Origin of the sequence: Frondihabitans peucedani (genome assembly GCF_039537585.1) — a bacterium.
In the GTDB taxonomy this organism is placed as follows: Bacteria; Actinomycetota; Actinomycetes; order Actinomycetales; family Microbacteriaceae; genus Frondihabitans; species Frondihabitans peucedani.
On sequence record NZ_BAABAU010000001.1, the window covers coordinates 918,754 to 944,203 of the forward strand.

Consider the following 25,450-nt stretch of genomic DNA (forward strand, 5'->3'; position numbering starts at 1 on the left):
AGCCACGCCGCCGGGCCGCGCTGGCCGCCGATCTGCTCAAGCGACGACGGCTGGAGCCACGACGGCTGGAGTGACGACGCTAGAGAGACGACACCTGGAACACGTACGCCGTGAGACTCACGGTCAGGGCACTGACGGCGGCCCAGGCGATGACGAAGAGGAGGACGCGCTGGGCGAGGCCGCGGCGTCGACCGAGGCGCCAGGCCACGAGCCACCCGATGACCGGGACGACGAGGGTCGCGACGAGGGCGGCCCACGGCACGCCCTTCGCAAGCTCGGGCGCCCCGCCCTTCGTGACGAAGTCGCGGTAGGCCTCGAACTGGGCGGGGACCTGGACGAGGTTGCCGACGGCCGCGTAGACGCTCCAGGCGAAGACCAGCCCGGACACGATCCACAGCGCGAGCGATGCAGCCAGGCGCGGCGGCGTCTCGACGGGTGGCTTCTCGATCTCGGCGGTGGTCACGACAGGACTCCGATCAGGAAGGGCCACGGCACCAGGACGACGACGCCGATCACGAACGACACGACCCGCGCTCGTGACGACGTCGTCAGCAGGATCGTGCCGACGAACCAGATCGCAGGACCGGCCACGGCCAGCCAGGTGCCGAGGGTCCACATCGCGGAGGCCAGCCCCGAGTCGAACGACGGCGCGACGTTGCCGATCGACTTGAGCCAGGCGATCGTGAAGAGCAGCAGGATCGCGCCGAACACGCCGTGGACGACGAGCATGGTCGAGCTCATGACCCCCTCGGGCAGCTCGTCGTCGTCGTCAGAGTCGGACGCGGCGGCCGGCGTGTCGTCGACCGGCGTCTCGAGGTAGCTCGTGTCGCTGCCGACCGGCCCCCAGCTGAGCGCCTCCTCGTCGGAGTCGTCGTGGGTCGTCGCGCGGGAGTCGTCGCCTCGGGCGTCGCGGGTCACGCCGCGACCCGGCAGGAGCGCACCTTCTCGCCGATCACGGCGACGAGGCGCGGGAAGAGCGGGTGCCCGGGGAACACCCCGGTGAGCGTCTCGGTGAGGAGCTCGTCGCCGGCTCCCGCGCGGAGGAGCGACTGGAGCTCCCGGCTCTCGACGTCGTCGGGCACGTCGAAGTCGAGCGCCGCGCGGACGGCGCGCACCAGGGCGTCGGCGGGGAGACCGCGCTCGGCGAGCTGCGAGGCGGGGCCGACGAGGCGCTCGTGGCGGCTGAGCTTGCTGAGCGGGTTGCGCCCGACGCGGCCGGTGGTGTCGGGGAGGTGCGGATTGGCGATGCGCTCGAGGTTCTTCTCGATGTACGCCTGCTGCTCGTCGGGGTCGATGCCGTACTTGGCGACGAGGAGGGCCTTCGTCTCGGCCAGGACCGCGAGGACCTCGGCGTGGACGAAGGGCTCGGCGAGGGCCTCGCGGACGCTGCCGATGCCCCGCGACCAGCCGTAGTACGCGGCCGTGGCGTGAGCGGTGTTGACGGTGAAGAGCTTCCGGTCGATGAACGGCGCGAGGTCGTCGACCCAGGTGACCCCGTCGATCGAGGGGCGCACGGCGTCTTCGCGGGACCGGAACGGGCCGGTCTCGATGATCCACTCGGCGAACGACTCGATGGTGACGTCGAGGTCCGACGACTGCTCCGGCACGATGCGGTCGATCTCGCAGTTGGCGAAGACCGCGCGGGCGAAGGCGTCGTCGTCGTCGAGGCTCTGGCGGACGAAGCCGGCCAGGGTGGTCGAGGCGCCGATGGCGGTCTCGCACGCGATGACCACGAGGGGTGGGAGGTCGGCGCGGCGCTGCGAGAGCCCGCGGGCGATGGTCGAGGCGAGGGACGGCAGGATCCGGGGCCCGACGGAGGTGGTGACGACGTCGGCCGTCGCGATCTCGCGCACCACCTCGTCGACCTGCAGGCGGTTGTCGACCGCGCGGTAGCCGGTGACCGTCGTGACGCGGTCGAGCGTGCCGGGCTGAGCGCCCCCGACCTCGTGGACCTGGTACGACGGCCGCTCGCGGAGAGCGCTGATCAGAGCGGCGTCGACGTCGGCGAACACGACCTCGAGACCGCTGGCGTGGAGGAACTGGCCGACGAACCCGCGCCCGATGTTTCCGGCGCCGAAATGCACTGCCTTCTTGCTCAAAGCCATCCTCCGATCATGCCAGACCCTCTCGTTCGGCTCGACACGGAGAAGGGCCCCACGGCAAAGTGAGGCCCTTCTGTGACGTTCGCCGGCCAGCGGCGCACGTGTGTGCAGAGGTCAGCGCGCGGCGCTGCCGTCGACGTAGTCGGAGTCCTGCTGCTTCCAGGCGAAGAGCGCGCGGAGCTCCTGGCCGGTGGCCTCGATCGGGTGCTCCTCGCCCTTCTTGCGGAGCGCCTTGAACTCGGGGGCGCCGGCGTCCTGGTCGTCGATGAAGCGCTTGGCGAAGGCACCGGACTGGATGTCGGCGAGGACCGCCTTCATGTTCTCCTTCACGTCGGGCGTGATGACGCGGGGGCCCGAGACGTAGTCGCCGTACTCGGCCGTGTCGGAGACCGACCAGCGCTGCTTGGCGAGGCCGCCCTCCCAGATCAGGTCGACGATGAGCTTGAGCTCGTGGAGCACCTCGAAGTAGGCGATCTGCGGCTGGTAGCCGGCCTCGGTGAGGGTCTCGAAGCCGTACTGGATCAGCTGCGAGGTGCCGCCGCAGAGCACCGCCTGCTCGCCGAACAGGTCGGTCTCGGTCTCCTCGGTGAAGGTGGTCTTGATGCCGCCGGCGCGCAGGCCGCCGATGCCCTTGGAGTACGACCACGCGAGAGCCCAGGCGGATCCTGAGGCATCTTCTTCGACGGCGACGATCACGGGGACGCCGCGGCCGGCCTCGAACTCGCGGCGGACGGTGTGGCCCGGGCCCTTCGGGGCGACGAGGACGACGTCGATGCCCTCGGGAGCCTCGATGTAGCCGAAGCGGATGTTGAAGCCGTGGCCGAAGACGAGGGCGTTGCCGGCCTCGAGGTTCGGTGCGATGTCGTCGCGGTACACGTGACGCTGGACCTGGTCGGGAGCGAGGACCACGATGACGTCGCCCCAGGCAGCCGCCTCGGCGGGGGTCTTGACGGTGAAGCCCGCCTCCTCGGCCTTCGGACGGCTCTTCGAGCCCTCCTGCAGGCCGACGACGACCTCGACGCCGGAGTCGCGGAGGTTCAGCGCGTGCGCGTGACCCTGCGAGCCGTAGCCGATGACGGCGACCTTCTTGCCCTGGATGATCGAGAGGTCGGCATCTCTGTCGTAGACGATTTCAGTCACGTTCGTGGTTCTCCTTGTTGAGTGTTCGGTTCTAGTTCTTGAAGACGCGGTCGGTGATGCTCTTGGCACCGCGGCCGATCGCGAGGAGGCCGGACTGCGAGATCTCCTTGATGCCGTAGGGCTCCAGCACGCGCAGCAGGGCGTTGGTCTTGCCCGTGTCGCCCGTGACCTCGATGACGAGCGCGTCGGTCGAGACGTCGACGACGCTCGCCCGGAACAGGGTGACGGCCTCGAGCACCTGGGAGCGCGAGACGTTGTCGACGCGGACCTTGATCAGCATGTGCTCGCGCTGCACCGACTGCGAGTAGTCGAGCTCGACGATCTTGATCACGTTGATGAGCTTGTTGAGCTGCTTCGTGACCTGCTCGAGCGGCAGCTCCTCGACGTCGACGACGACGGTGATGCGGCTGAGGCCGGCGATCTCGCTCTTGCCGACGGCGAGGGACTCGATGTTGAAGCCGCGGCGGGCGAACAGCCCGGCGACACGGGTCAGCAGACCCGGCTTGTCTTCGACGAGCAGGGAGAGGACGTGGCTCATGCGTGTTCTCCGGTCATGTCGCCGTCGCGGGTGGTGTCGGTGGCGCTCGTGCCCGGCGCCTCGTCGTCCCACTCGGGAGCGAGCTCGCGCGCGTGCTGGATCAGGGAGTTCGAGACCCCCTGGGGCACCATCGGCCAGACCATGGCGTCGCGGCTGACGACGAAGTCGATGACGACCGGGCGGTCGTTCGTCTCGAGCGCGAGCTTGATCGCCGCGTCGACCTCGTCTTCGCGACGCACCCGGATGCCGAGGGCTCCGTACGCGTCGGCGAGCTTGACGAAGTCGGGGACCATCCGGGTCTCGTGACCGGTGTTGAGGTCGGTGAAGGAGTGACGGCCCTCGTAGAACAGGGTCTGCCACTGGCGCACCATGCCGAGCGACGAGTTGTTGATGATCGCGACCTTGATCGGGATGTCGTTGATGACGCAGGTCGCGAGCTCCTGGTTGGTCATCTGGAAGCAGCCGTCGCCGTCGATCGCCCAGACCACGCGGTCGGGCTGCGACACCTTCGCCCCCATGGCGGCGGGCACGGAGTAGCCCATGGTGCCGGCGCCGCCGGAGTTCAGCCAGGAGTTGGGGCGCTCGTACTCGATGAACTGCGCGGCCCACATCTGGTGCTGGCCCACGCCCGAGGCGTAGACGGCCTCCGGGCCGGTCAGCTGACCGATGCGCTGGATGACCTTCTGCGGCGAGAGCAGGCCGTCGTCGGGCTCGGCGTAGCCGAGCGGGAACTCGGCGCGGAGCGAGTCGAGGCGCTCCCACCAGGCCGTCAGGTCGGGCCTGCCGCCGCCTGCGACGTCGGCGAAGGCGGCGGTCAGGTCGAGGATGACCTCGCGGGCGTCGCCCACGATCGGCACGTCGGCGATCCTGATCTTGGAGATCTCGGCCGGATCGATGTCGACGTGCACGACCTTGGCGTCGGGCGCGAAGAGCTCCGCCTTGCCGGTCACCCGGTCGTCGAAGCGGGCTCCGAGGGCGACGATCAGGTCGCTCTCCTGGAGGCCGAGGACGGCGGGGACGGTGCCGTGCATGCCCGGCATGCCGAGGTGCTGGCGGTGGGAGTCGGGGAACGCGCCGCGGGCGGTGAGCGTGGTGACGACCGGGGCGCCCGTGGCCTCGGCCAGGCGGAGGAGCTCGCGCGAGGCCTCTGAGCGGATGACGCCGCCGCCGACGTAGAAGATCGGCCGCTCGGCGTCGGCCAGGAGCTGCGCGGCCGCGGTGATCTGCTTGCCGTGCGCCTTGGTGATGGGGCGGTAGCCGGGCAGGTCGACGGTCTCGGGCCAGACGAACGGGGCGGAGTTCTGCTGGGCGTCTTTGGTGATGTCGACGAGCACGGGGCCGGGACGACCCGTGGAGGCGATCTGGTAGGCCGCGGCGAGCGTGGCCGGGATGTCTTCGGGCTTCGTGACCAGGAAGGAGTGCTTCGTGATCGGCATCGTGATGCCGACGATGTCGGCCTCCTGGAACGCGTCGGTGCCCATCAGCGTCGAGAAGACCTGGCCGGTGATGGCGAGCAGCGGGACGCTGTCCATGTAGGCGTCGGCGATCGCGGTGACGAGGTTCGTCGCGCCGGGCCCGGAGGTGGCGATGGCGACGCCGACCCGGCCGGACGCCGCGGCGTAGCCCTCGGCCGCGTGGCCGGCGCCCTGCTCGTGGCGGACCAGGATGTGGCGGATCGTCTTCGACGCCATCAGCTCGTCGTAGAACGGGATGATCGCGCCGCCGGGAAGCCCGAAGACGTCGGTGACGCCGAGCTTCTCGAGGGACCGCAGGATCGCGCCGGATCCGGTCAGCACCTCGGGTGTCGTCTGGCGGGCGCGCGCGGGCGCCATGGGCAGGGGGCTTGCTTCTGGAGGCATCGGTGCCGATTCCCTTGTAGCTGGTGGTGAACGAGTGGACCGCTCGCGGTGCGTCAGTACGTGACGGCACCTTCCGCGGCGGAGCGGACCTGCCGGGCGTACTTGGCGAGGACTCCGCGGGTGTACACGGGCGGGAGAGGTGCCCAGCCGTCACGGCGAGCGTCAAGCTCAGCCTCGTCGACGAGTAGGTCGAGTGAGCGAGCAGCGATATCGACCCGAATCAGATCACCATCGCGCACGAAGGCGATCGGACCTGCGTCGACCGCTTCGGGTGCTATGTGGCCGATGCACAGGCCGGTTGTGCCGCCTGAGAATCGTCCGTCCGTCAAGAGTAGTACATCTCGACCGAGACCCGCGCCCTTGATGGCCGCCGTGATGGCGAGCATCTCGCGCATGCCGGGGCCGCCCTTCGGGCCCTCGTAGCGGATGACCACCACGTCGCCCTTCGAGATTCGGCCCTCGGTGAGGGCGTCCATGGCGGCGCGCTCGCGCTCGAACACTCGGGCGGGGCCCTCGAAGACGTCGGCGTCGAAGCCGGCCGTCTTGACGACGGCACCCTCGGGAGCGAAGGAGCCGCTGAGGACGGTCAGGCCGCCGGTCGGGTGGATCGGGTTGTCGAGCGTGCGGAGGACGGTGCCGTCGAGGGCCTTCGGCTTGATCTCGGCGAGGTTCTCGGCGACGGTCTTGCCGGTGACGGTGAGGCAGTCGCCGTGCAGGAGGCCCGCGTCGAGCAGCGCCTTCATGACGACGGGCACGCCGCCGTGGCGGTCGACGTCGTTCATCACGTACTCGCCGAACGGCTTGAGGTCGCCGATGTGCGGGACCTTGTCGCCGATCCGGTTGAAGTCGTCGATGGTCAGGTCGACCTCGGCCTCGTAGGCGATGGCCAGGAGGTGCAGCACCACGTTCGTCGAGCCGCCGAAGGCCATCGCGACGGCGATGGCGTTCTCGAAGGCCTCCTTGGTCAGGATGTCGCGGGCGGTGATGCCGAGGCGCAGCATGTTCACGACGGCCTCGCCGGAGCGGTGGGCGAAGTAGTCGCGGCGGCGGTCGGCGGAGGGCGGCGACGCGGAGCCGGGGAGGCTCATGCCGAGGGCCTCGGCGACGGAGGCCATCGTGTTGGCGGTGTACATGCCGCCGCAGGCGCCCTCGCCCGGGACGATCGCGCACTCGATGGCGTGGAGGTCTTCCGCGGAGATGGTGCCGGCCTTCGCCGCGCCCACCGCCTCGAACGAGTCGATGATGGTGACGTTCTTCTCGGTGCCGTCGCTCAGCTTCACCCAGCCCGGCGCGACCGAACCGGCGTAGAGGAACACGCTGGCCAGGTCGAGGCGGGCGGCTGCCATCAGCATGCCCGGGAGCGACTTGTCGCAGCCGGCCAGCAGGACGGAGCCGTCGAGGCGCTCGGCCATCATGACGGTCTCGACGCTGTCGGCGATGACCTCGCGCGAGACGAGCGAGAAGTGCATGCCCTCGTGGCCCATCGCGATGCCGTCGGAGACCGAGACGGTGCCGAACTGCAGCGGGTAGCCGCCGCCCGAGTGAACGCCCTCCTTGGCGCCCTGCGCGAGGCGGTTGAGCGACAGGTTGCAGGGGGTGATCTCGTTCCAGGACGAGGCGATGCCGATCTGCGGCTTGTCCCAGTCCTCGTCGCCCATGCCGACGGCGCGGAGCATGCCGCGCGACGTGGTCGCCTCGACGCCGTCGGTGACGTCGCGGCTGCGGGGTTTGATGTCGATCGGCACAGCGTCGATGGGCCGAGCGTCGATGGTCGTCGCCTCGGTGGTCGCGGCGTCGGCGCCGGACGGGGTGCGCTCTTCTGCAGGCATGGCGCCAGTTTAGGGCGTCGGTGTCGCCGTTCCGGACACCGCGCACCCGCCGTCAGGGTGCCGGCGTCGCCACCGGAGGAGGCGTGATGGAGTCGGTGGTGTCGCTGGCCGGGAACGGCGACAGCTCGAGGAGCCCGGCCGCGAGGTTCCAGGTCGCCGTGATCGAGCCGCCGCCCGCGGTCACGAGGTCGAGCCTCACGCCGGTCGCCGCCGCGTCCTTCAGGGGCGTGCACGAGCTGGCGCCGCGAGTCGAGCCGACGCTCATGATGAGGCAGAACGAGTGGTCGCGGCCGCGCGCCACCCAGACGCCCGCCTCGCCGTCCTGCTGGCCCCACTGGGCCAGGACGCGCCTCGTCGTCGACGGGTCGATCGCGGGCAGGACGACGTCGGGCCGGTCGCCGGGCGACTGGGGCTGATCGAAGTACTCCTCCCCCAGGGCGTCGGCGACGGCGCCCGACGTGATGCCGGTGGCCGGAGACGAGGCGCCCCTGGTCGGCACCGGCGTCTCCTCGCCCGCACCCGACCCGGCGCGGGCCCCGGCTGCTGCGATGCTCGCCGAGACGCCGGCTCCGGCGAGCCCGGCGACCACGACGGCCACTGCGGCCGCCGCCAGCCACGCCCGCCCCGGCCGGAAGCGCACCGGCTCGGCCACGGCTCGGGTCGGCTCGGCGTCGGAGAGGTCCGAGTCGTCCAAGAGGTCCGGCGCAGGATCCGCCCCACGCTCGAAGGACCCGGACGTCCGCGGCGCCACGAGGCTCCGCAGCTCGGCCAGCTCCTCGGAGGTGACCGGCTCTCCTCCGTACAGCCGCGCCTCGAGCGCGCGCCGCCGGTCGTCCCGCGCAGCGCTGCCGCGCGGGCTGCTCGCACCGGTGAGGCCGCCCATGCCGCAACCCTAGGCCGCTGCAGAAGAAGCCGCACCCCCTCGCGGCGTGGGAACCCCGGTGTGATGGGGATCCTGCGCCGCGAGGGGGTGCGAGGAGGTGCGGTGCTGGATGCCGCTACTTGACCGAGCTGGCCGCGCGACGCTTGTTGAACACGTCGAACGCGACGGCCGCGAGGAGCACGAGGCCCTTGATCAGCGACTGGTACTCGGTGCCGACGCCGAGGATCGACATGCCGTTGTTCAGGATGCCGATGATCAGACCACCGACGATGGCGCCGGGGACGGTGCCGATGCCGCCGGTGACGGCAGCGCCACCGATGAAGACCGCGGCGATGGCGTCGAGCTCGAAGCCGTTTCCGGCACTCGGGCTGGCGAGGTTCAGCTGGCCGGTGAACACGAGGCCGGCGAGAGCGGAGATGACGCCCATGTTGACGAAGAGCAGGAAGGTGACCCGCTTCGTCTTCACGCCCGACAGCGACGCCGCCTGCAGGTTGCCGCCGATCGCATAGACGTGACGGCCGAACACCGAGTTGCGCATGACCGACGCGTAGATGACGACGAGCGCACCGAGCACGACGAGGACGATCGGCGTGCCGCTGTAGCTGGCCAGCAGGAACGCGACGTAGACGACGAGCGCGACGGTGAAGGCCATCTTGACGATGAACCAGGCGAAGGGCTCGTCCTCCAGCTCGTACTTGCGGCGCACGGCGCGGCCGCGGAAGCCGCTCAGCACGATCGCGATCGCGGCGACGGCGCCGATGACCAGGGTCAGCGGCTCGTAGCCCGAGGTGCCGAAGGTCGGCAGGAAGCCGGAGCCGAGCGCGCGGAACGGCGCCGGGAACGGCGAGATCTGCTGGTTCTGCAGGGCGATCTGAGCCGCACCGCGGAACGCGAGCATGCCCGCGAGCGTGACGATGAACGCCGGGATGCCGAAGTAGGCGATCCAGAAGCCCTGCCACGCACCGACGAGCGCGCCGAGGATGAGGCACAGGATGATGGCCGCCCACCAGGGCAGGCCCCACTGCGTGATCATCACGCCCGACATGGCGCCGATGAAGGCGACGACCGAGCCGACCGACAGGTCGATGTGACCGGCGATGATGATCATCACCATGCCGATCGCGAGGATCAGGATGTAGCTGTTCTGGATGACCAGGTTCGACACGTTGATCGGCGCGAGGGTGATGCCCTTCGTCGTGATCTGGAAGAACAGCACGATCACGATCAGGGCGATGAAGAGCCCGATCTGGCGCAGCTGGCCGGTCAGGTACCTGGCGGCAGTGCCGAGGGCACCCGGCTGCTTGCCCGGGACGAGGTCCTGACGGGGCGATTTGAGGTCAGATGTCGCGCTCATTGATGGGCTTCTCCCGTTCCTGGGTCATGTACTTCAGAAGTTGCTCGGGGGTGGCCTCGTCGCGCGGGACGTCGGCCGTGATGCGGCCCTCCGAGAGGGTGTAGATGCGGTCGCAGATGCCGAGCAGCTCGGGCAGCTCGGAGGAGATGACGATGACGCCCTTCCCCTGGTCGGCCAGCCGGTTGATGATCGTGTAGATCTCGTACTTGGCGCCGACGTCGATGCCGCGGGTCGGCTCGTCGAGGATGAGGACCTCCGGGTCGGAGTACATCCACTTCGACAGGACGACCTTCTGCTGGTTGCCGCCGGAGAGCTTGCCGGTGAGCACCGAGACGCTGGGCGCCTTGATGTTCATGCTCTTGCGGTAGCCCTCGGCGACGGTGGTCTCCTTCGACGCGTCGACGAAGCCGCCGCGGGCGAGCTTGCCGAGCGCTGAGCCGGAGACGTTCCGCTTGATGTCGTCGATCAGGTTGAGGCCGTAGCGCTTGCGGTCCTCGGTGGCGTACGCCAGACCGTTCTTGATGGCGTTCGAGACGGTGTTCGTCTTGATCGGCACGCCGCGCTTGTAGACGGTCCCGGAGATGTTCGACCCGTAGCTGTGACCGAAGACGCTCATCGCGAGTTCGGTGCGGCCGGCACCCATGAGGCCCGCGATGCCGACGATCTCGCCGGCGCGGACGTTGAGGTTCGCCTGGTGGACGATCTCGCGGGAGGCGTCGAGCGGGTGGTGGACGGTCCAGTCCTCGATCCGCAGGAGCTCCTCGCCGATGGACGACTCGTGCTCGGGGTAGCGGCTCTCGAGGTCGCGTCCGACCATCGCCTTGATGATGCGGTCTTCCGAGACCTCGTCGGCGTGCATGTCGAGCGTCTCGATCGTCTGCCCGTCGCGGATGATCGTGACCTTGTCGGCGATCGCCTTGATCTCGTTCAGCTTGTGGCTGATGATGATCGACGTGATCCCCTGGGCCTGGAGGCTCTTGATCAGGTCGAGCAGGTGGGCGGAGTCGTCGTCGTTGAGGGCTGCCGTCGGCTCGTCGAGGATCAGGATCTTGACCTCTTTGGACAGCGCCTTCGCGATCTCGACCAGCTGCTGCTTGCCGACGCCGATGTCGACGATCTTCGTGACCGGGTTGTCGCGGAGACCGACGCGGGCGAGGAGCTTGGCCGCCTCGAGGTTGGTGTCGTTCCAGTCGATGAAGCCGCGCTTGGAGCGCTCGTTGCCGAGGAAGATGTTCTCGGCGATCGACAGGAACGGGCTGAGGGCGAGCTCCTGGTGGATGATCACCACGCCCGCGGCCTCGGAGTCGTTGATGCTCTTGAAGTCGACCGGGGTCCCCTCGAGCAGGATCTGCCCGTCGAAGCTGCCCGACGGGTAGACGCCCGAGAGCACCTTCATGAGGGTCGACTTGCCCGCGCCGTTCTCGCCGCAGATCGCGTGGACGTGCCCGCGCTCGACTTCGAGCGACACGTTCTGCAGGGCTTTCACGCCCGGGAAGGTCTTGGTGATGTCACGCATCTCGAGGATGGTGTTCGCCACGTGTGTCTCCTCTTTCGTGGGAGTGGACAGGGAAGACGGGGCGGCGGCCGATCGGCCGCCGCCCCGCCGACGAGGGGACCTACTTGAGGTCGGCCTCGGTGTAGTAGCCGGAGTCGATCAGGACGCTCTTGTAGTTGTCCTTCGTGACGACGGTCGGCTGGAACAGGTAGGTCGGGACGACCTTGACCTTGTTGTCGTAGCTCTTGGTGTCGTTGACCTCGGGCTTCTTGCCGTTCAGCAGGTCGTCGGCCATCGACACGGACTCGGTCGCGAGCTTGCGGGTGTCCTTGTAGATGGTGGAGTACTGCTCACCGGCGACGATCGACTTGACCGAGGCGGCCTCGGCGTCCTGGCCGGTGATGGTCGGCAGGGGCTTCGAGCCGGTGCCGTAGCCGGCGCCCTGGAGCGCCGAGATGATGCCGATCGACATGCCGTCGTAGGGCGACAGGACGCCGTTCAGCGTGGCGCCGTTCGAATACGACTTCGCGACGAGGTTCTGCATGCGGGCCTTGGCGGTCGCCGGGTCCCACTGCAGGGTCGCGGCCTGGGTGAAGCCGGTCTGACCGGAGAGCACCTTGAGGGTGCCGTCGGCGATGTAGGGCTTCAGGGTCGCCATGGCGCCGTTGAAGAAGAACGTCGCGTTGTTGTCGTCGGGGCTCCCGGCGAAGAGCTCGATGTTGAGGCCCTTCTTGCTGCCGGTCTTCTTGCCGTCCTTGTCGAGGACGCCGAGGCCGGTCAGGAGGCTGTTCGCCTGGTCGACGCCGACCTTGTAGTTGTCGAACGAGACGTAGTAGTCGACGTTCTTGTCGCCGGTGAGGAGACGGTCGTACGAGATGACCTTGATGCCGGCCTTCGCCGCCGCGTCGAGCTGGTCGCTGAGCGAGCCGCCGTCGATCGAGGCGATGATCAGGACCTTGGCGCCCTTGGTGATCATGTTGCTGACCTGCTGGGTCTGCGTGGGGATCTTGTTGTCGGCGTACTCGAGGTCGACCTTGTAGCCCTTGGCCTCGAGGTCCTTCTTGACCGCGTTGCCGTCCTTGATCCACCGCTCGGAGACCTTGGTGGGCATCGCGACGCCGACGAGGGCGCCCTTGTTCGAGCCGGCGGCGTCGGAGCCGGAGCCGGACGTCGCGCCTCGGCCGCCGGAGCAGGCTGCGAGCGACAGGGCGAGGCCGATGGCGGCCGCCCCGACGAAGAACTTCTTTGTCTTCATGGTGTTCCTTTACGTCTTTGTGATCGTGATCGTGGTCGGGTTGCTCAGAACGAACCGGACGTCGAAATCGACACCGTCGTCATCCTGGCGTTCAGGTGTGAGCGCTCACAACCTCGCACAACTATAAGGGGCGTCCGGAGACTCCCCCGTCGCCGCTGATTTCAGTTCGGTAACGACCGGGAGTTCCGGCGGACGTCGTCCGGCCGGAACTTCGGCACGGCGCGGGCGACCGCCGCCTCCAGGGCCTCGAGGAAGGCGTCCCACTCCGACTCCGGCGTCAGCGGGCTCCGCGTCAGCGACGTCTCCGAGAAGAGGCTCGGCCGGGCCCTGCTCCCGCCCCGCGCGCCGACGAGCACGACGTCGAAGGCGCTCCCCCGACGCGACACCACGATGCGCTCGACCGTGTGGAGGTCGATCCGCTGGAGCGGCGGCCGGTCGCGCTTCGACCGGTAGAGCAGGATCGAGCCCTCGATCTCGGCGAAGCCGGTGACGCCGCGGGCGACCAGGACGGCCGGGGCAGGCGACGTGTCGTCGCGATCCTGCTGCTCGCGGGTCTCTTCTGTCCACTGGTCGCCGTCCCAGCGGCGCTCCCGCCCGGCGACGCCGTCGGGGTACCAGCCGGCGGGGGTGCGGGGCGGAGGGAGGTCGGTCATGGCTGGTGTCGTCGTGCGCGGATCGGAGCGGGTGGCCAGGCGGCGGCTACGAGCGCCCGAGGTGGGCGCGGAGCTCGGCGAGGTCTTCGAGGAGGTGCGCCACCTCGGCGGGGCCTGCCACCCGGTAGGCGGCCGCCGTGTCGCCGCCGCCGCTCTTGAGCCCGAAGTCGGACTCCTCGAGCACGGCGAAGCCGTCTTCGTCGGTGACGTCGTCGCCGGCGAAGAACACGGCCGTCGATCCGGTGATCTCGCGGAGGCGCACGACGGCGTCGCCCTTCGAGGCGCTCCGGACGGCGAACTCGAGCACGTTCTTGCCGACCCGCTCGGTCGCGGCCGGGGCCTCCTCGGCGACCCGGCGGCGCGCCTCGGCGAGGACCTCCTCGGTCACCGCCTCGTCGGCGAGGCGCGTGTGGAGCGCGAAGCCCGCGGGCTTCTCTTCCACGCGGACGGTGTCGTGCGGCGCGGCCGTCTCGGTGAGGATCGTCTCGAGCGTGTGGCGGAGCGCGGACTCGTCGTCGGTGAGGACGACCTCCGACTCGCCGCCGACGCGGTACTCGACGCCGTGCGACCCGACCAGGAGCACCTCGTCGGGCGCCTCGGCGACCTCGATCAGGCTCTCGAGCGACCGCCCGGAGACGAGCGCGACCGAGGTGTCGGGAAGGGCGATGAGGCGCAGGATCGCGGCGTGCGCCTCGGGCAGGGCCCTCGCCTGGAGCGGGTGGTCGACCTCCGGGGCGAGCGTGCCGTCGAAGTCGAGAGCGACAAGGAGGTGCGGGGTCGTCGCGATCCTGCCCAGGGCGTCGGCGAGGGCGGTCTCGTCGGCGGCCGATGTCGTGTCGGGGCCGGGCGCGCTGCCGGGGCCGGGCATCGGGGCGGTCACGCGTTTGTCTCCGACGAGGGGGCCGCGGAGCCGGAGGCAGGAGCAGATGCCGACGAGGCCGTGCGGACGGCGATCCGGTGGGCGGCCGCCTCCGCCGCCTGGGCCGACGACGCCTGCCCGGAGGAGGTGACGGTCGAGCTCGACTTCGGCGGTGCGGCGATGCGGTGACCGGGCCGGACGTCGGCGAGCGCCTCGAGGAACTTCGCCGACCAGCGGGCCACGTCGTTGTCGAGCACGCGCCTGCGGAGGGCGCGCATCCTGGTCACGCGGTCGCGACGCGGCATCTCGATGGCCCGCATGATCGTGTTCTTGAGGCCGCCGATGTCGTGCGGGTTGACCAGCAGGGCGCTCCGGAGCTCGTCGGCGGCGCCGGCGAACTCGCTCAGGATCAGGACGCCGTCGTTGTCGTGACGCACCGCCACGTACTCCTTCGCCACGAGGTTCATGCCGTCGCGGAGGGCCGTGACGAGCATGATGTCGGCGGCGAGGTACAGCGCGACCATCTCCTCGCGCGGGTAGCCGTGGTGGTGGTAGCTGATCGCGGTGTGGCTCATCGTGGCGTAGTCGCCGTTGATGCGGCCGACGGTGAGCTCGATCTCGTCGCGGAGGTCCATGTACGCCTCCACGCGTTCACGGGAGGGCGAGGCGACCTGCACGAGGGTGGCCTCCTCGACGCTCAGGCGCCCGTCGGCCAGCAGCTCGCCGAACGCCTTCATGCGGTGCCGGATGCCCTTGGTGTAGTCGAGGCGGTCGACGCCGAGGATCACCGTCTTCGGGTTGCCGAGCCCCTCGCGGATCTCGCGGGCGCGGGCCTGGATCTCGGGCCTCCGGGCGAGCTCCTCGAACCCGGCGGAGTCGATCGAGATCGGGAAGTGCTTGGCGACCACGCGGCGGACCCTGCGGCCGCGGCGCGACAGGGACGCCGACTCGTCGTCGACCGGGACGTCGATGTAGGGGCGCGTCGTCGCGTAGCCGAGGAGGTGCCGGACGGAGCGCGAGAAGTTCGACGCGTCGTCGGCGCGCTGGAACCCGATGACGTCGGCGCCGAGGAGGCCCTCGAGGATCTTCTCGCGCCAGGGCAGCTGCGAGAAGATGCCGAGCGGCGGGAACGGGATGTGGTTGAAGAAGCCGATGGTGAGGTCGGGGCGGAGCTCGCGGAGGTACTGCGGGACGAGCTGGAGCTGGTAGTCCTGCACCCAGACGACGCCGTCCTTCTCGGCGACCTCGGCGGCACGCTCGGCGAAGCGGCGGTTGACGGTGACGTACGACTCCCACCAGAGCCGGTGGAACGTCGGCGCGGAGATGACGTCGTGGTATAGCGGCCAGAGGGTGTCGTTACTGAAGCCCTCGTAGTAGCACTGCACCTCCTCTTCGCTGAGCGGCACCGGGACGATGTTGATGCCGTCGTTCTCGAACGGCTCGAACGTCAGGCCCGGCTTGCCGGCCCAGCCGATCCAGGCGCCGTCGTTGGCGCGCATGACCGGCTCGAGCGCGGTGACGAGACCGCCGGGCGAGTGCTGCCAGACGACCTGGCCGTCGTCGTCGACGGTGTGGTCGACGGGCAGGCGGTTGGAGACGACGACGAAGCCGTAGGTCTCGTGGTCCGGTCGATCGGGCTGGTCTGACATGGCGTGAGCTAACTCCACTCGGTCACCGGGAAGCGCTCCCCCGGGGCCTCCGACACTATCAGCGGACTGGCGGCGGGCTCTCGGACTCCCGTTCGGGCACCCGCGTCAGGAGGCGAGGTCGAGGGTGGCCCGGGCGGCCCGGACCAGAGCCACGCCGTAGCTCCGGCCGTGTCCGGCGGCGTGCACGGCGAGCGGGTGCAGCTGGTGGAGGGGGACGCGATCCTGCCGTCCGTGGCGGAGCGGGTGGGCCTCGTCGTAGCCGGCGAGCACCTCGTCGAGCCACGGGCAGCCGAAGAGCTCGAGCATGGCCAGGTCGGTCTCGCGGTGCCCGCCGTGCGCGGCCGGATCGATCAGGACGACGCCTCCCGGCGAGAACAGCACGTTGCCGTTCCACAGGTCGCCGTGGAGTCGGGCGGGCTGGTCGTCGTCGTCGAAGGCCCCGTCGGCGACGAGGCGGCAGGCGCGCAGGATCAGCCCGTGCTCCTCCCCCGAGAGCGTCCCGGCGCTGAGCGCGACCGCGGCGTACGGCTCGACCCGCTGGCTCGCGTAGAACGAGCCCCACGACTCCTCGGGCCTGGTCGACAGAGGGCGCCGGCCGATGAACGACGGGCCCTCCCAGCCGGACGGAGGTGCCCCGAACGCCTCGGCGCCGGCGTCGTGCGTCACCGCGAGCGCTCGGCCGAACGCACGGGCCGCCTCGGGAGTCGGCCGGGTCTCGCGGACCTCCTCGAGCGTGATCCTGCCGGGCTCGACCGCTTCGACGCCGACCACCCGGGCGCCGCCCGCTGCGGTCGCCTCCCCCAGCCAGCGGAGCCCGGCCGCCTCGGCCTCGAAGAAGCCCTCGGGGGCGTCGGGTCTGGTCTTCACGAAGCTGCTCACGCGTCCATCCTGCGCCTGCCTGTCGGGGCAGCGTCAGCTCCCTACGGCGACGCGGATCGCGGTGAAGAGGGTCAGCGCGGCCCCGATGGCGAGGAAACCCGAGACGACCCGGCCCCGCCAGAGGCTGCAGGTGACGACGATCCCGGCCAGGGCGAGGACGCTCTCGAGCAGCAGCGTGCGATCCCACTCGCGGCCGAGCCGGATGCGGACGTCCGTCGTCGCGACGAGAGTCAGCACGGCCAGGAGCCACATCCACCAGCGCTTCTCGAAGGTCCGGGTCGGTGCCGGCTCAGGATGCTCCTCACCAGCTTCTCGATCTGTCATCCGGCCGGCTCCTCCCCACAACGTCCACCACCGTGGTCGATACGCAGTACGTAGAATGTTTCATTAAGCAGGGGAAGAGTCAAACGACGACGACCCACAGACTGCTCATGGCGGGGTGGATACGATCAGCCCATGCACCGCACCCGCGCCTACCGCGACGGCAAGCTCGTCGGCGAGGACTTCCCGATCGACGACGTCAGCGACTACCTCGCCTCGGGCGACTGCATGATCTGGGTCGACTTCGTCTCGCCGACGCAGGCCGACATGGACAAGGTCGGCGACGAGATGGACCTCCACGAGCTCGCCATCGAGGACGCCCTGGAGCACGGGCAGCGGCCGAAGCTCGACCGGTACGAGAACTTCCTCTTCGCCGTCATGTACGACACCGGCTTCGACGAGTCGACCGGAGAGCTCGCGACGCACGAGGTGAAGGCGTTCATCACGCACCGGGCGATGGTCACGATCCACGAGGACGACTTCGACATCGACCTGGTGAAGCGGACCTGGGACGACAACAGGGATCTCGCGGCGAAGGGCGTGGCGTTCCTCGTCTGGGGGCTCCTCGACCGGATCGTCGACAACCAGTACGACACCACGGACCGCCTGGACGACGCCATCGACGGCCTCGAGGAGCGCCTCTTCGACACGCGCCAGCAGACCATGGAGGTGCAGCGGCGCTCGTTCACGCTCCGCAAGAGCCTCGTGTCGCTCCGCCGCATCGTGAACCCGATGCGCGAGATCCTGAACACGCTGCTCCGCCGCGACGACGCGAAGTTCGCGCCCGACATGGAGCCGTACTTCCACGATGTCTACGACCACGTCCTGCGGGTGATCGAGCAGACCGACAGCCTCCGCGACCTCGTGTCGACGATCCTCGACACGAACCTCAGCATCCAGAGCAACCGGATGAACCTCGTGATGAAGAAGGTGACCAGCTGGGCGGCGATCATCGCCGTGCCGACCGCGATCACGGGCTTCTTCGGCCAGAACCTGCAGTTCCCGGGCTTCGGCACCTGGTGGGGCTTCGCCCTCTCGTGCGTCCTGATCGCGGTCGGCGGTGTCGTGCTGTACTCGTCGTTCAAGAAGCGCGACTGGCTCTGACCGACCCGTGATCGCCGCATGACATATCGCAGCGGTCCACATCGCGTTCACGGGCGGGTCACCGCCCGCGCCTAGCCTCTGGCCATGATCAGCGTCGGCATGAGCACCTCCAGCGCATTCCCTCTCGGTCTCGAGCAGGCGTTCCGCCTCTCCGCCGAGATCGGCTACGACGGCGTCGAGATCATGGTGACCAACGACGCCGCCACCCACAGCGCGTCTCGCCTGCTGGAGCTCGCGGCCGAGCACGGTCAGCCGATCCTGTCGATCCACGCCCCGGTGCTCCTCCTGACGCACTTCGTCTGGGGACGCGACCCGAAGGCGAAGCTGGAGCGGACGGCCGAGCTCGCCGTGGCGACCGGCGCCCCGACCGTCGTCGCGCACCCGCCATTCCGCTGGCAGTCCGGCTACGCGGAGCGGTTCCTCGACATCGTGCGCGAGATCAGCGCCCGGCACGGCGTCACGATCGCGATCGAGAACATGTTCCCGTGGAAGATCGCCGGACGGTCGATGAAGATGTACGCGCCCGGCTGGGACCCGTCCGACATGGAGTGCGCAGCCGCCACGCTCGACTTCTCGCACGCGTCCCTCTCCGGCCGCGACTCCCTCGAGCTCGCCCGCGCGCTCGACACGCGCCTGCGGCACGTCCACCTCTGCGACGGCTCCAGGTCGTCGGACGACGGCGGCATCTTCGACGAGCACCTGGTGCCCGGCCGCGGCGTCGAGCCGGTCGCTGCGGTGCTCCGCGAGCTCGCCCTCCGCGACTGGTCGGGCTCCGTCGTGGCCGAGGTGAACACCAAGAAGGCAGGATCCCCCGACGCCCGCCTCGAGATGCTGACCGAGACCCTCGCATTCGCGCGCGACGCCCTCCGGGTGACGGGTGTGCGGCGGCTCCCGGCCCCGCAGGAGCGCCGCTCCGCCTGAGGCGGCCTCTCCCTCAGGGCGCCCGGAGCGCCGACCCTAGGCGAACGTCAGCGCCAGGATCGCCAGCGGCAGCGCCACGACAGTGATGAGCAGGCCGGCCAGGGCGAAGCGTCCCCAGGGCACCTCGACGCCGAGTCCGGTGAGACGGCCGTGCCAGAGGAGGGTGGCGAGCGACGCCCACGGCGTGACGATGCAGCCGACGTTGACGCCGATGAGGATGGCCACCAGCCGGAGCGGCGAGCCGCCGACGGGCTCGAGCGCGAGGTAGGCGGGGAGGTTGTTGGCCACGTTGGCCGACAGCGCGGCGCCGCCGGAGAGGCGGAGGAGGTCGCCGAACGAGTCGCCGGTGCCGACGACGTCGCCGAGCACCCGGGCGAGTCCGAGGGCCTGCGCGGCCGCGACGACGAGGAAGAGGCCCGACGCGAACAGCAGCGTCCCCCAGGGCACGAGCGTGAGCCTCAGCGCCTCGCGGCGCCGGAGCGCGAACGTGACGATGAGCACGAGGGCGGCTGCCGCGGCGGGGATCCAGACGGCGACGCCGGTGACGAGGGCCGGGACGAGCAGGACGACGACGATCGCCGACACCCGGAACAGCACCGGGTCGGCGGCCGCGTCGACCGGGACCGGGGTGAAGGTCGCGGCGAGCTCCCGCCGGTAGCGGACGGCGATGGCGACGAGCGGGACGAGGACCGACACCGCTGCGGCCGGCGCGACGAGTGCGGCGTAGTCGAGCGGGTGCGGCGAGCCGAGCGCGTGGACGGCGAGGAGGTTCGTGAGGTTCGAGACCGGCAGCAGCATCGAGCCGCAGTTGGCGAGCCACACGGTGGTGAAGGCGAACGGCAGCGGCGACGCCCCGACCCGCCTGGCCACGAGCACGACCACCGGGGTGAGCAGGACGGCTGTCGTGTCGAGCGACAGGAAGATCGTGCAGAGCAGCGCCAGGACGACGACGAGGAGCCACAGGACCCAGACGCGGCCGAGCGAGAACCGCGCCGCGATCCCGGCGAGCCAGGAGAACAGTCCCGCCTCCGCGGCGAGGTCGGCCACGATGGTCAGGCCGATGACGAAGCCCAGGACGGGGGCGACGCGATCGAGGAGCTCGAGGAGGGCTTGGGGCGACAGGATGCCGACGACAGCGGCCACGAGGCCGATGATCGCGAGGCCTGCGCCGATGAGGGCTGTCTTCACCTACTTATATTGGACTACCCAGTCGACCTGGATGTGACCGTGTGCCGAAGACGAGACGGCTTTGCCCTCGGTGTTCGTCTCGGCCTGCAGCGTCCAGCGCATCGGCTTGGTCGGCACGCCGCTCGGCTTCGTGGTCTGCCCGACCAGCTTCCCGTCCCAGTACCAGCGGACGTGGCCGGAGGTCCACTCGGTCACGGCCGTGTGCCATCCGGTGCCCATCGTGGGCGCCGCGGTGACGGCCGGCTTGTCGAACTTCATGCCCGAGGCCGTCTGGGTGCCGACGATGGCCGAGGCCGGGTAGATCCTGCTGCCCAGGTTGCCGTCGGGCCAGTCGATCTCGCCGTCGTTCCACTTGTCGGAGGTCGGCCAGAGCAGAAACGCCATCTTGTAGCCGGCGACGGCGTCGGAGCGGAAGCGGATGGCGTAGCGGCCGTAGGTCTGCGCCTTGTAGCCGTTGGGGAGCGGCGCCGCCACGACCGGGCGGCCGTTCCGCGTGCGGAGGTAGTAGTCGAGGTGGCCGGCAGCGACCGAGAGCACCCGGTTGGGGTCGTAGGTGCCCTTGCCCGAGGTGTCGCTGAAGCCCGAGTAGCCGGCCCAGGTCGAGCCGTAGGTCTTGACGAAGGTGCCGAGAGGGGCGTTCTTCGAGAAGTTCTGCGACACCACCGGCTTCCACACGCGCCCGTTGGAGGTCACGTTGCCCGTGGGCATGGCCGTCGAGGCCGCGTCGGCGGGCTCGGGCACGTGTCCGACGCCGATCACGACCGTCGCAGCGGCCGCGACCGCGGTCAGGAGGGCCGCAGACCTCGCTCGGTGGTGCTTCTTGCCGCGGTGGTGACCTCGAGCCCGTATGCGCATTGCCCGACCGTACCGGCCGGGCACTCCGAGCAGAAGTCCCGTAAATTGAGGACACCGACAGCAAGGAGCCCCCCATCGTGCGCAAATTCCTCTTCAACGGAGCCATCATCTCGGCGGTCTTCAGCGGCATCAGCGCGCTGCGCGCCACCAAGAGCGGTCCGCGCGACTGGCGCCTCGCACTCCTCTGGCTCGCCTGGGCGGCCTCGACGGCCATCGCCGTCGGGAACGTCGCCGACGCGGCCAGCCACGCCGACGACTAGCCACGCCGACGACTATCCCCTGGGCTCGTCCCGTCCCTCCGGGTCGACGGTGGGGATCGACGTCGTGAAGAGCGCAGCGCGCTCGGAGTCCGCGTTCTCCCCGGTGAACAGCGCCGAGGCTGTGGCCGTAGATCGCTGACCCCGGCCGCCGACGGCCTTCTCGGCCTCGGTCAACTGCACCCGGGTGCGAGGCAGCGACTGCGGGCTGTGCTCGTGGAGCCACTCGATGAGCTCCTCCCGCACCAGGCAGCGCAGGTCGAACAGGTTCCCGGCGTCGTGGGCCGAGACCAGGATCCGCACGTGGACGAACCCGCCCACGGCGTCGGTCACCTGGAGTACCTTGACCCGTCCGTCCCAGAGGTCGGTCGCGTCGAGCACGGCGTCGAGTGCCTGGCGCATCCGCCCCGGCGTCACCCGCCAGTCGAGGTCGAAGTCGACGGCCCCGAGGAGCTCGGAGTTGCGCCTCGTCCAGTTCTCGAACGGCGTCGTGGTGAAGTAGGTCGAGGGGAGAACGAGGCGCCGGTCGTCCCACACGTGGACGACGATGTAGGTGAGGGTGATCTCCTCGATCCTGCCCCACTGCGTCTCGACGACCACGACGTCGTCGACCCGGATCGCGTCGCTGAAGGCGAGCTGGATCCCCGCGAAGACGTTCGCGAGCGTCGACTGCGCGGCGAGACCCGCGACCACCGAGACGAGCCCCGCGCTCGCCAGGACGCTCGCGCCCACGGCCTCCACGCCGGGGAAGCCGAGCAGGATCGCGCCGAGGCCGACGATCACGACCACCGCCACGGTCAGCCGCCAAATGATCAGGACCTGGGTCCGGACGCGTCTCGCGACCCGGTTGTCCGGCTGGTCGAGCCGGTACCTCGAGAGACCGAGGTCCTCGAGGAAGATGGCCAGCGACGCCACGAACCAGGCCAGCGCCGCGATGAAGACGCAGCGGAAGGCCTGCTCCACGTAGTCGTGGCCGGGGTACCGGGGCGCGATGTCGTCCATCGCGGTCGAGAAGGCGGCCCAGACGAGCCCCACGGCGAGGGCCGCCCGGAACGGCCTCCGCACCCTCAGGGTCAGGCGTCGCGCCCAGTCCTCGCGCTTGGCGATGACGCGGAGGACGACCGACAGGATCGCCGACACCGCGAACGCGATGACGACGGCGGCGAGCACGGACAGGACGGGTTGGAGCCAGGGCATCGACATGCCTCCAGCCAAGCAGACGCCCGGCCGTGCGATCGGGACGGGTGCCGAGCCGGGCCGGTCAGATGGAGCGGGGCCGCTGGCGGAGCGCTTCGAGGGCCAGGCCGTGCGTGGCGTAGCAGCCGACCTCGCGGGCCGCGGAGAGGTGCGTGCCGCGAAGGGCCGCGTAGCCGTTCCACTGGGTGCGGATGAAGCCGAGGACGGTGGGGCCGTTCTGCACCTGGGTCAGGCTGTCGGTCAGTGCTCTGGTGCTGATCTCCACCGGGCGGCGGAGCGGTTCGAATCGTGCGAGTGTCACGCAGACCAAACTATTCGTCTCGCCCCTGGGGCGACCGGCCGCCACCTGTCCATCCGCTGACGATTCGGCGAGGCCCCCGGAAGTGCCGACTGGCGGTCGGCTGTGAGGACGGGTAGCGTGCCCGGATGACGACCCCCACGACGGGGGGCGCGAGCGCCCCCGACACAGCCCCCGACGACTTCGTCGCGCAGGACTTCTCGCACGAGCAGAGCGGTTTCCAGCACGGTCTGAAGCCGCGTCAGCTGCAGATGATCGCGATCGGCGGCGCCATCGGCACAGGGCTCTTCCTCGGCGCCGGCGGGCGGCTGAACTCGGCCGGCCCGGCCCTCGCGATCGTGTTCGCCGTCTGCGGCGTCTTCGCGTTCTTCATCCTGCGCGCCCTCGGCGAGCTCGTCCTGCACCGCCCGTCGTCCGGATCGTTCGTGTCGTACGCACGCGAGTTCTTCGGCGAGAAGTTCGCCTATGCGGCGGGGTGGATGTACTTCCTGAACTGGGCGATGACCGCGATCGTCGACACGACCGCGGTGGCGCTCTACCTCTACTACTGGAAGCCGTTCACCTCGGCGCCGCAGTGGCTGCTCGCCCTCGTCGCCCTCGCCGTCGTGCTGTCGGTCAATCTCCTGGCGGTCAAGGTCTTCGGCGAGCTCGAATTCTGGTTCGCCCTCATCAAGGTCACCGCCCTGGTGCTGTTCCTCGTCATCGGGGTCGTCTGGCTCGTGTTCGCGTTCCCGGTCACGCACGACGGAGACCCCGTGAACACGGGTCTCGCCGTGATCCGCGACACCGGTGTCTTCCCCCACGGGCTCCTGCCCGCGGTCATCGTCGTGCAGGGCGTCGTCTTCGCCTACGCCGCGATCGAGCTCGTCGGCACCGCCTCCGGCGAGACGCAGGACCCGGAGAAGGTCGTGCCCCGCGCCATCAACACGGTGATCATCCGGATCGCCGTCTTCTACGTCGGCTCGATCGTGCTGCTGTCGCTGCTGCTCCCGTACACCGCCTACAAGGCCGGGACGAGCCCGTTCGTCACGTTCTTCTCGAGCATCGGCAACCCGCACGTCGGTGCGATCGTCGGCTCGATCATGAACTTCGTCGTCCTGACGGCTGCGCTCTCCAGCCTCAACGCCGGCCTCTTCTCGACCGGCCGGGTGCTGCACTCGATGGGCATGAACGGCTCCGCGCCGAAGTTCACCACCGTCATGTCGAAGGGCGGGGTCCCGTACGGCGGCATCCTGCTGACCTCGGCGATCACGCTGCTCGGCGTCGCGCTCAACGCGATGGTCGGCGCCTCGACCGCGTTCGAGATCGTGCTCAACATCTCGGCGCTCGGCATCCTGACCGCGTGGGGCACGATCATCCTGTGCCAGATGCGCCTGCGGCGCTGGGCCAAGGAGGGCAAGGCAAAGGAGCCGAGGTTCCGCCTGCCCGGCGCGCCCTACACGAGCTGGCTGACGCTCGCGTTCCTCGTCGCGGTGCTCGTGCTCATGGCCATCGACTGGCCGATCGGGAGCATCACGGTGGCGTCGCTCGTCATCATCATCCCGCTGCTCGTCCTGGGATGGTTCCTGCAGCGCGACCGGATCCTGCAGATCGCCTCGATCCGCGAGGGAGTGACCGGGCCGTTCCCGATCACCGGCCGCGACGCGGCGAACCAGGTGTCGCGCGAGGACGGCGACGAGGGCTAGGCGGGCAGCCGCTCAGGCGTCGTCGGCGTCGTCGGCGACGTCCGCCCACGCCGCCAGGTGCTCCGCGGCGAGCGCGAGGTAGACCTCGGCGTTCGCCCGCACCTTCGCGACCTCGTCGTCGGTGAGGTCGCGACGCACCCGGCCCGGGACGCCGGCGACCAGCGAGCGCGGCGGGATCACGGTGCCCTCGAGGACGACCGTGCCCGCGGCGACGAGCGACTCGCGACCGACGACGGCGCCGTTGAGGATCGTCGCACCCATGCCGACGAGCACGTCGTCCTCGATCGTGCAGCCGTGGACCACGGCGCCGTGTCCGACGCTCACGCCGCGGCCGAGCCGGGCGGGCTTCCCGGCGTCGCAGTGGACCGACACGTTGTCCTGGAGGTTCGTGCCCTCCCCCACCGTGATCGAGTCGACGTCCGCCCGCAGGACCGCGCCGTAGAAGACGCTCGCTCCGGCGGCGAGCGAGACCGCGCCCACGAGGGTGGCGCCCGGGGCGACGAAGGCGGTGGGGTCGATCGAGGGCGCACGGCCGCGGAAGGGCAGGACGTGGGAGTCGGTGTTCATGCCGCCAGCCTGTCACTTTCCCGAGACGGGAGGTCGCTCCGGGGCCTCCGTCCTAGAGTTCCGGTATGAGCCTCGACGACATCGAACTGACCACCCTCCGCGGCGACGAGACCACGTTCGGGGAGTTCTCCGACAAGGTCGTGCTCGTCGTGAACGTCGCCTCGCGATGCGGCCTGGCGCCGCAGTACGAGAAGCTCGAGGCGCTGCAGAAGGAGTACGGCGAGCGCGGGTTCACGGTCATCGGGTTCCCGAGCAACCAGTTCCTGCAGGAGCTCGGCACGGCCGAGAAGATCGAGGAGTACTGCTCGGCGACCTGGGGCGTCACCTTCCCGATGATGGAGAAGGTCAAGGTCAACGGCCGGTCGGAGCACCCGCTCTACACGGAGCTGAAGAAGACGCCCGACGCGTCCGGCAAGGCCGGCCGGGTGTCGTGGAACTTCGAGAAGTTCCTCGTGACGCCCGACGGCACCGTCCGGCGCTTCCGGCCGACGACCGAGCCCGACGCCCCCGAGATCGTGTCGGCCATCGAAGAGGCGCTCGTCACGGCGTAGCCCTCCGAGAA

The 25,450-nt window shown here is 69.8% G+C and carries 26 protein-coding genes; 5 read left to right on the top strand and 21 right to left on the bottom strand.

The features are described from left to right. Nucleotides 1-79: 79 nt before the first annotated feature. The 16 genes from ABD733_RS04330 to ABD733_RS04405 form a co-directional block, all read right to left on the bottom strand. The gene (locus tag ABD733_RS04330; RefSeq protein ID WP_344793793.1) at nt 80-463 is read right to left on the bottom strand and encodes a hypothetical protein; all 384 of its coding nucleotides are present in this window, start codon (nt 461-463) and stop codon (nt 80-82) included. Further along, entirely contained in the window at nt 460-918 is a 459-nt protein-coding gene (locus ABD733_RS04335; RefSeq protein WP_344793794.1) for a hypothetical protein, read from the bottom strand. Before ABD733_RS04335 ends, ABD733_RS04330 begins: the two co-directional genes overlap by 4 nt. Then, nucleotides 915-2,105, bottom strand: a complete 1,191-nt coding sequence (locus ABD733_RS04340) for a mannitol-1-phosphate 5-dehydrogenase (RefSeq protein ID WP_344793795.1) — start codon at nt 2,103-2,105, stop codon at nt 915-917. The genes ABD733_RS04335 and ABD733_RS04340 overlap by 4 nt, the downstream gene beginning before the upstream one ends. A gap of 111 nt (nt 2,106-2,216) precedes the next feature. Next, nucleotides 2,217-3,242, bottom strand: a complete 1,026-nt coding sequence (gene ilvC / locus ABD733_RS04345) for a ketol-acid reductoisomerase (RefSeq protein WP_344793796.1) — start codon at nt 3,240-3,242, stop codon at nt 2,217-2,219. A gap of 31 nt (nt 3,243-3,273) precedes the next feature. Beyond that, nucleotides 3,274-3,780, bottom strand: coding sequence for an acetolactate synthase small subunit (gene ilvN / locus ABD733_RS04350; RefSeq protein WP_344793797.1), 507 nt, complete (start codon nt 3,778-3,780; stop codon nt 3,274-3,276). Next, entirely contained in the window at nt 3,777-5,612 is a 1,836-nt protein-coding gene (locus ABD733_RS04355; RefSeq protein ID WP_425552891.1) for an acetolactate synthase large subunit, read from the bottom strand. Before ABD733_RS04355 ends, ilvN begins: the two co-directional genes overlap by 4 nt. Before the next feature lie 80 nt (nt 5,613-5,692). Continuing rightward, the gene (gene ilvD / locus ABD733_RS04360) at nt 5,693-7,468 is read right to left on the bottom strand and encodes a dihydroxy-acid dehydratase (protein WP_425552858.1); all 1,776 of its coding nucleotides are present in this window, start codon (nt 7,466-7,468) and stop codon (nt 5,693-5,695) included. 52 nt (nt 7,469-7,520) lie between these two features. Continuing rightward, nucleotides 7,521-8,351 (bottom strand): hypothetical protein, encoded by an 831-nt coding sequence (locus ABD733_RS04365; protein ID WP_344793799.1) that lies wholly within the window; start codon nt 8,349-8,351, stop codon nt 7,521-7,523. A gap of 115 nt (nt 8,352-8,466) precedes the next feature. Beyond that, on the bottom strand, nt 8,467-9,705 hold the full coding sequence (gene mmsB, locus ABD733_RS04370) for a multiple monosaccharide ABC transporter permease (RefSeq protein ID WP_344793800.1): 1,239 nt from the start codon (nt 9,703-9,705) through the stop codon (nt 8,467-8,469). Then, nucleotides 9,689-11,242, bottom strand: coding sequence for a multiple monosaccharide ABC transporter ATP-binding protein (gene mmsA, locus ABD733_RS04375; RefSeq protein WP_344793801.1), 1,554 nt, complete (start codon nt 11,240-11,242; stop codon nt 9,689-9,691). The genes mmsB and mmsA overlap by 17 nt, the downstream gene beginning before the upstream one ends. A 79-nt stretch (nt 11,243-11,321) precedes the next feature. Further along, complete coding sequence (chvE, locus tag ABD733_RS04380) at nt 11,322-12,455, bottom strand: multiple monosaccharide ABC transporter substrate-binding protein (protein ID WP_344793802.1); 1,134 nt, start codon at nt 12,453-12,455, stop codon at nt 11,322-11,324. 161 nt (nt 12,456-12,616) lie between these two features. After that, nucleotides 12,617-13,108 (bottom strand): DUF2510 domain-containing protein, encoded by a 492-nt coding sequence (locus ABD733_RS04385; protein WP_344793803.1) that lies wholly within the window; start codon nt 13,106-13,108, stop codon nt 12,617-12,619. A 46-nt stretch (nt 13,109-13,154) separates the two neighbouring features. Next, a complete protein-coding gene (gene otsB, locus ABD733_RS04390; protein ID WP_344793804.1) occupies nt 13,155-13,988 on the bottom strand; it encodes a trehalose-phosphatase in 834 nt (277 codons plus the stop codon). After that, nucleotides 13,985-15,616, bottom strand: a complete 1,632-nt coding sequence (otsA, locus tag ABD733_RS04395) for an alpha,alpha-trehalose-phosphate synthase (UDP-forming) (RefSeq protein ID WP_344793805.1) — start codon at nt 15,614-15,616, stop codon at nt 13,985-13,987. The genes otsB and otsA overlap by 4 nt, the downstream gene beginning before the upstream one ends. Before the next feature lie 105 nt (nt 15,617-15,721). Next, the gene (locus ABD733_RS04400; RefSeq protein ID WP_344793806.1) at nt 15,722-16,495 is read right to left on the bottom strand and encodes a fructosamine kinase family protein; all 774 of its coding nucleotides are present in this window, start codon (nt 16,493-16,495) and stop codon (nt 15,722-15,724) included. A gap of 33 nt (nt 16,496-16,528) precedes the next feature. Next, a complete protein-coding gene (locus ABD733_RS04405) occupies nt 16,529-16,819 on the bottom strand; it encodes a hypothetical protein (RefSeq protein ID WP_344793807.1) in 291 nt (96 codons plus the stop codon). A gap of 132 nt (nt 16,820-16,951) precedes the next feature. Between ABD733_RS04405 and ABD733_RS04410 the strand changes: the two genes are divergently transcribed. Both ABD733_RS04410 and ABD733_RS04415 read left to right on the top strand, forming a co-directional pair. Next, the gene (locus tag ABD733_RS04410) at nt 16,952-17,920 is read left to right on the top strand and encodes a magnesium transporter CorA family protein (protein ID WP_344793808.1); all 969 of its coding nucleotides are present in this window, start codon (nt 16,952-16,954) and stop codon (nt 17,918-17,920) included. An 84-nt stretch (nt 17,921-18,004) separates the two neighbouring features. After that, nucleotides 18,005-18,841 (top strand): sugar phosphate isomerase/epimerase family protein, encoded by an 837-nt coding sequence (locus ABD733_RS04415; protein ID WP_344793809.1) that lies wholly within the window; start codon nt 18,005-18,007, stop codon nt 18,839-18,841. 36 nt (nt 18,842-18,877) lie between these two features. Here the strand turns inward: ABD733_RS04415 and ABD733_RS04420 are convergent, their stop codons facing one another. Then, nucleotides 18,878-20,029: an SLC13 family permease gene (locus ABD733_RS04420; protein ID WP_344793810.1), complete on the bottom strand. Its 1,152-nt coding sequence runs from the start codon at nt 20,027-20,029 to the stop codon at nt 18,878-18,880. Then, complete coding sequence (locus ABD733_RS04425) at nt 20,030-20,884, bottom strand: glycoside hydrolase family 16 protein (RefSeq protein WP_344793811.1); 855 nt, start codon at nt 20,882-20,884, stop codon at nt 20,030-20,032. It abuts the gene before it with no gap. A 77-nt stretch (nt 20,885-20,961) separates the two neighbouring features. On the opposite strand from ABD733_RS04425, the gene ABD733_RS04430 reads away from it, so the two are divergent. Beyond that, nucleotides 20,962-21,144, top strand: coding sequence for a hypothetical protein (locus tag ABD733_RS04430; protein WP_344793812.1), 183 nt, complete (start codon nt 20,962-20,964; stop codon nt 21,142-21,144). 12 nt (nt 21,145-21,156) lie between these two features. Here the strand turns inward: ABD733_RS04430 and ABD733_RS04435 are convergent, their stop codons facing one another. After that, nucleotides 21,157-22,344, bottom strand: coding sequence for a mechanosensitive ion channel family protein (locus ABD733_RS04435; protein ID WP_344793813.1), 1,188 nt, complete (start codon nt 22,342-22,344; stop codon nt 21,157-21,159). A gap of 58 nt (nt 22,345-22,402) precedes the next feature. Then, nucleotides 22,403-22,639 (bottom strand): hypothetical protein, encoded by a 237-nt coding sequence (locus ABD733_RS04440; RefSeq protein WP_344793814.1) that lies wholly within the window; start codon nt 22,637-22,639, stop codon nt 22,403-22,405. 125 nt (nt 22,640-22,764) lie between these two features. On the opposite strand from ABD733_RS04440, the gene ABD733_RS04445 reads away from it, so the two are divergent. Continuing rightward, on the top strand, nt 22,765-24,321 hold the full coding sequence (locus tag ABD733_RS04445; protein ID WP_344793815.1) for an amino acid permease: 1,557 nt from the start codon (nt 22,765-22,767) through the stop codon (nt 24,319-24,321). A gap of 12 nt (nt 24,322-24,333) precedes the next feature. On the opposite strand, the gene ABD733_RS04450 is transcribed toward ABD733_RS04445, so the two are convergent. Continuing rightward, nucleotides 24,334-24,888 (bottom strand): gamma carbonic anhydrase family protein, encoded by a 555-nt coding sequence (locus ABD733_RS04450; protein WP_344793816.1) that lies wholly within the window; start codon nt 24,886-24,888, stop codon nt 24,334-24,336. 65 nt (nt 24,889-24,953) lie between these two features. Between ABD733_RS04450 and ABD733_RS04455 the strand changes: the two genes are divergently transcribed. Then, nucleotides 24,954-25,439 carry a glutathione peroxidase gene (locus tag ABD733_RS04455; RefSeq protein ID WP_344793817.1) on the top strand — a complete coding sequence of 162 codons (486 nt, stop codon included), beginning with the start codon at nt 24,954-24,956 and terminating at the stop codon, nt 25,437-25,439. Nucleotides 25,440-25,450: the final 11 nt, after the last annotated feature.

Coding starts and splice junctions, on each gene's coding strand:
- ABD733_RS04340 (WP_344793795.1), bottom strand. CDS start 2,105: ATGGCTTTGAGCAAGAAGGCAGTGCATTTCGGCGCCGGAAACATCGGG.
- ilvN (WP_344793797.1), bottom strand. CDS start 3,780: ATGAGCCACGTCCTCTCCCTGCTCGTCGAAGACAAGCCGGGTCTGCTG.
- ABD733_RS04355 (WP_425552891.1), bottom strand. CDS start 5,612: ATGGCGCCCGCGCGCGCCCGCCAGACGACACCCGAGGTGCTGACCGGA.
- ilvD (WP_425552858.1), bottom strand. CDS start 7,468: ATGCCTGCAGAAGAGCGCACCCCGTCCGGCGCCGACGCCGCGACCACC.
- ABD733_RS04365 (WP_344793799.1), bottom strand. CDS start 8,351: ATGGGCGGCCTCACCGGTGCGAGCAGCCCGCGCGGCAGCGCTGCGCGG.
- mmsB (WP_344793800.1), bottom strand. CDS start 9,705: ATGAGCGCGACATCTGACCTCAAATCGCCCCGTCAGGACCTCGTCCCG.
- chvE (WP_344793802.1), bottom strand. CDS start 12,455: ATGAAGACAAAGAAGTTCTTCGTCGGGGCGGCCGCCATCGGCCTCGCC.
- ABD733_RS04385 (WP_344793803.1), bottom strand. CDS start 13,108: ATGACCGACCTCCCTCCGCCCCGCACCCCCGCCGGCTGGTACCCCGAC.
- otsA (WP_344793805.1), bottom strand. CDS start 15,616: ATGTCAGACCAGCCCGATCGACCGGACCACGAGACCTACGGCTTCGTC.
- ABD733_RS04405 (WP_344793807.1), bottom strand. CDS start 16,819: ATGACAGATCGAGAAGCTGGTGAGGAGCATCCTGAGCCGGCACCGACC.
- ABD733_RS04410 (WP_344793808.1), top strand. CDS start 16,952: ATGCACCGCACCCGCGCCTACCGCGACGGCAAGCTCGTCGGCGAGGAC.
- ABD733_RS04415 (WP_344793809.1), top strand. CDS start 18,005: ATGATCAGCGTCGGCATGAGCACCTCCAGCGCATTCCCTCTCGGTCTC.
- ABD733_RS04425 (WP_344793811.1), bottom strand. CDS start 20,884: ATGCGCATACGGGCTCGAGGTCACCACCGCGGCAAGAAGCACCACCGA.
- ABD733_RS04435 (WP_344793813.1), bottom strand. CDS start 22,344: ATGTCGATGCCCTGGCTCCAACCCGTCCTGTCCGTGCTCGCCGCCGTC.
- ABD733_RS04445 (WP_344793815.1), top strand. CDS start 22,765: ATGACGACCCCCACGACGGGGGGCGCGAGCGCCCCCGACACAGCCCCC.
- ABD733_RS04450 (WP_344793816.1), bottom strand. CDS start 24,888: ATGAACACCGACTCCCACGTCCTGCCCTTCCGCGGCCGTGCGCCCTCG.
- ABD733_RS04455 (WP_344793817.1), top strand. CDS start 24,954: ATGAGCCTCGACGACATCGAACTGACCACCCTCCGCGGCGACGAGACC.